This is a genomic window from Streptosporangium sp. NPDC051023 (assembly GCF_040689595.1).
In the GTDB taxonomy this organism is placed as follows: domain Bacteria; phylum Actinomycetota; class Actinomycetes; order Streptosporangiales; family Streptosporangiaceae; genus Streptosporangium.
On the sequence record NZ_JBFBCE010000181.1, the window covers coordinates 1866 to 5234 of the forward strand.

Here is a 3369-nt window from a genome sequence, read left to right on the forward strand (position 1 = left end):
CGAGGTTGCCCAGCCGAATCGCGACAGTGGGATGGTCGGGGCCGTAGGCGGCCTCAGTGATGGCCAGCGCCCGCTGTTCCAACGGCACCGCCTCACCTAGCCGCCCCAAAGCGCGGAAGCTGGCCGCGAGGTTGCCCAGCAAGGTGGCGACGTCAGGGTGGTTGGGGCCGTAGGCGGCCTCGGCGATGACCAGCGCCCGCTGTTCCAACGGCACCGCCTCACCCGGCCGCCCCAAAGCACTGAAGCTGGCCGCGAGGTTGCCCAGCCGAATGGCGACGTCAGGGTGGTCGGGGCCGTAGGCGGCCTCAGTGATGGCCAGCGCCCGCTGGGCGAGAGTGCAGGCGCGCTGGTGCTGGCCCTGCGTCAGGGCGAAGAGGGTGGCCTGGTTGAGGACGGAGCCGAGTTGCGGAGGCTCGTTTCCCTGCCGGTGGCAGGAGGCCAAAGCGTCGATGTGAGGCATCAGATCACGCCAGGCAGGCCAGCCGCTGACGTTGGCGGCTGGATCGGACGGTAGTGCCTGTTCCATCCAGGCCAGCGCGGTGTAGCGGGCGGCGTGCTGACGGGGGGCGTCATAGTCCAGACCGTGACGGATCACAGACTGGAATAGCCGATGCATGCTGATCGTCTCGGCCTCGTCCACTCCAGACCGGCTGATCATGCTGTAGGAGGCCAGCACCCCCAACGCCTCATCCCACCCCTGCTCACCGTTTTCTACGGCCTCGTCCTGGTGATCGCCGAGCGGAAGGGGGCCGAGCAGCAGGCGGGGGATGTCGCCGGGGGCGTAGCAGGCCAGCACCCGCAGCAGATGTTCAGTAGCCAGACCGGTACGACTGTCTTGGTCCTGCAGGGCTGTCAGATGGCGCTGCCACAGCCGGGCCATGATCCGCTCGGCCTCACCACCGTGCGGGAACCGCGCGTGCGTCCGGGCGGGCTCCTCATGCAACTGCCGCAGGTAGCGGGCTGGGCTGCAGTGTTGCTGGTGCATGTAGGCCGCCGCCTGTTCCAACGCCAGCGGCAGATACCCCAGCTCGGCGGCGATGGCCTCCAGGTCGGCCACCTGCGCGGGGCCGATCGGCTGGGACTGTTCGATGATGGAGCGCATCAGCTGCAGCGCGGGCTGCTCTTGCAGCACTGGCAGGGCCAGGGGGGTCAGGCCCGGCCAGTACACATCCCGCCGGGTGGTGACCACCAGATGCCCGGCCGACAGCCGGTCCACACAGCGCCGCACGTGGCCGGGCTCTTCGACGTTGTCCAGCACCACCAGCCAGCCGCGATGCGCCTGCAGCCAGTCCAGCGCCCAAGCGGCCGCCTGGTCGACGTCGCCGATCAGCGCGACCGGCGGGTGCAGCGCCGCGGCCAGGGCGGCCAGCCCTTGCTGCAGGTTCTGCGGGGAATCAGCGGTGATCCACCACGCCACCGGATAGTGGTCCTGGTAGGTGTGGGCGTAGTGGCGGACCAACTCGGATTTTCCTACCCCGGCCATGCCGTGCACCACCTGGCGCACCACCACCGGCACCCCCTTCTCGCCGGTCAGCAGTGCCTGCAGCCGCTTCAGTTCTTCCTCGCGGCCGACGAACTGCCAAGCCCGGGGCGCCTCCAACTGACGCACTGGTTCGTGCGGTGGCACCGGTACCTGCCGGGCGGGCAGCAGGCTGCCCGCTTCCAACCGGGCCGCATAGATTCGGGAGTTGTCCCCGGTGGCGACAGGGCTGGTGATATCGCCCCCGGTCGCCACGGCCCGCGGCCCGGAGGCCGACACCGTAGGCTCCGGCGCGGGTGGGGTGCCGGTCATGTCAGGCGGGGGTGGTGGGAGAGATAAGGGAATTGTCTCCGGTGGTGACTGGGCCGGTGATGTCCCGTCCGGCCGCGACCGACCGTTCCCCGAATGCGGTCACCGTTGTCGTGCTGGTGCGGCCGGTGGCGGTGTTGGCCTGCTCCAAGATGGCCCGCACCTGCTCGGCCAGGCCTGGATCGGCGGCTAAGAGTTTGCCGATCCGCACGCGCAGCGCCGCCTGCAGGTCGGGGTTGTCCGGGTCAGCGGCCAGGTCCGCCACCGCCTCGGGCATCTCCTCCTCGGTGGTGGTTACGCCGAAGATGCGCTGCAGCAGCGCCTGTCCCCATCCAACCGTTGCATCGGCGGCTTCTTCGTTGGCTCTAGCCAGCACCGCACCGGTGTAGGTACCGACTGCTGCCGTGACGTACGGCGACAGCTCATGGACCATGATTGCTAGTTCCCCGCTCATACCCGTTCAATCTCTCGCTAGTGAACGGCGCCCCCGGCGGCGTGCCCACATGGGACCCCTTTTCGCCGGGAACGACTTTAACCGCCACACCCCGGCCAACACCGGCAAAGCGTCAACTTTGCTCTACCCTGCGTCATCCGATGGCAAGGGCCGACGAAGTCGGCCTGCGGCAGCCGATCGCCCTGACCGGCTACGGCCAGCGCCGAAGTGGGCGATCGTCACGGACGCCACCACGACAACGTCGGCGAAGAGCTTCGCCGCTTTGCAGGGGCCGCCTGGTGATCGCAGGCGCGTGGGTGGTGCGGCCGCGACCGGCCGAAGAGCCGCAGCGCGGCCAGCGACCGCCCGACGCGCGGCGAGACGCCGAAGGCGGCTCGCCTTTAATACTCGTGGAGAAAGTTCTCATCCTATGGAGATCGATCTTGTGTCGGGGCTATCGCCTCGTTTGGCATTGGCAAGGCAGCGTCGTCAAACTCCTGGTTGCCTGATCGACATGGGCGAGCTTGCCCGACCCGAGGCAGAAGCGGCACGACAGAGCAGTGGAGATCATCGGGTCATGCCAGACGCGATGTTCCCACGCGGGTGGCGGCATGGCCGGTGGCGGTGGCGGGTTCTCCTCTGGGTCGTCCGGGCCGCCTACGACCCCACGCCCGTAGCAGCACATGCACTTCAGCACGTGCCCCGGAAGGCTGCGATCCTCGCCGGTCCCTGCGCACTCGGGGCAGATAAGCGGATCAGTCATGCGTTCTGCCATCCCGTGCCGCCGCAAGCGCGGCACGGCACCCACACCGATTGCTTTGGGCTGTTTCCGTTGCGGTCTTCCCAGTTACCGCCTTCGCCCAGGCAAGCGCCACATCGATGGCGCTGGGAAGCGTCATCCTCGTCGTCCTTGGCCACGATTCGACCGTACGCCGAACCTTCACCGCCGTCACGCTGTTCACCTCATCGAGCAGACAAGTTGAGCAGGTTAGGCCGCGGACAGGCAGAGCCGATCCCCGGTATGGGCCTCGTGAACCTCTCCATGGCCATCCTTAGGGCTTGCAGATAATTAACACGCTGAGTTGATCTCTGAGGGGAAGGCGTCGGTGCTAAGGGCGTAAGCGGTGAGGTCTGCTGCGGTGTAGAG

Annotated in this window: 2 protein-coding genes; both read right to left on the minus strand. The window is 67.8% G+C overall.

Features of this window, described 5'->3' with window-relative positions; translation table 11 throughout:
• Window positions 1–1666, minus strand: a 1666-nt coding sequence (locus AB0395_RS47590; RefSeq protein ID WP_366294831.1) for a tetratricopeptide repeat protein, incomplete at its 3' end; no start/stop codon positions are given.
• 127 nt (window positions 1667–1793) lie between these two features.
• A complete protein-coding gene (locus AB0395_RS47595) occupies window positions 1794–2222 on the minus strand; it encodes a hypothetical protein (RefSeq protein WP_366294833.1) in 429 nt (142 codons plus the stop codon).
• Between the last annotated feature and the right edge of the window lie 1147 nt (window positions 2223–3369).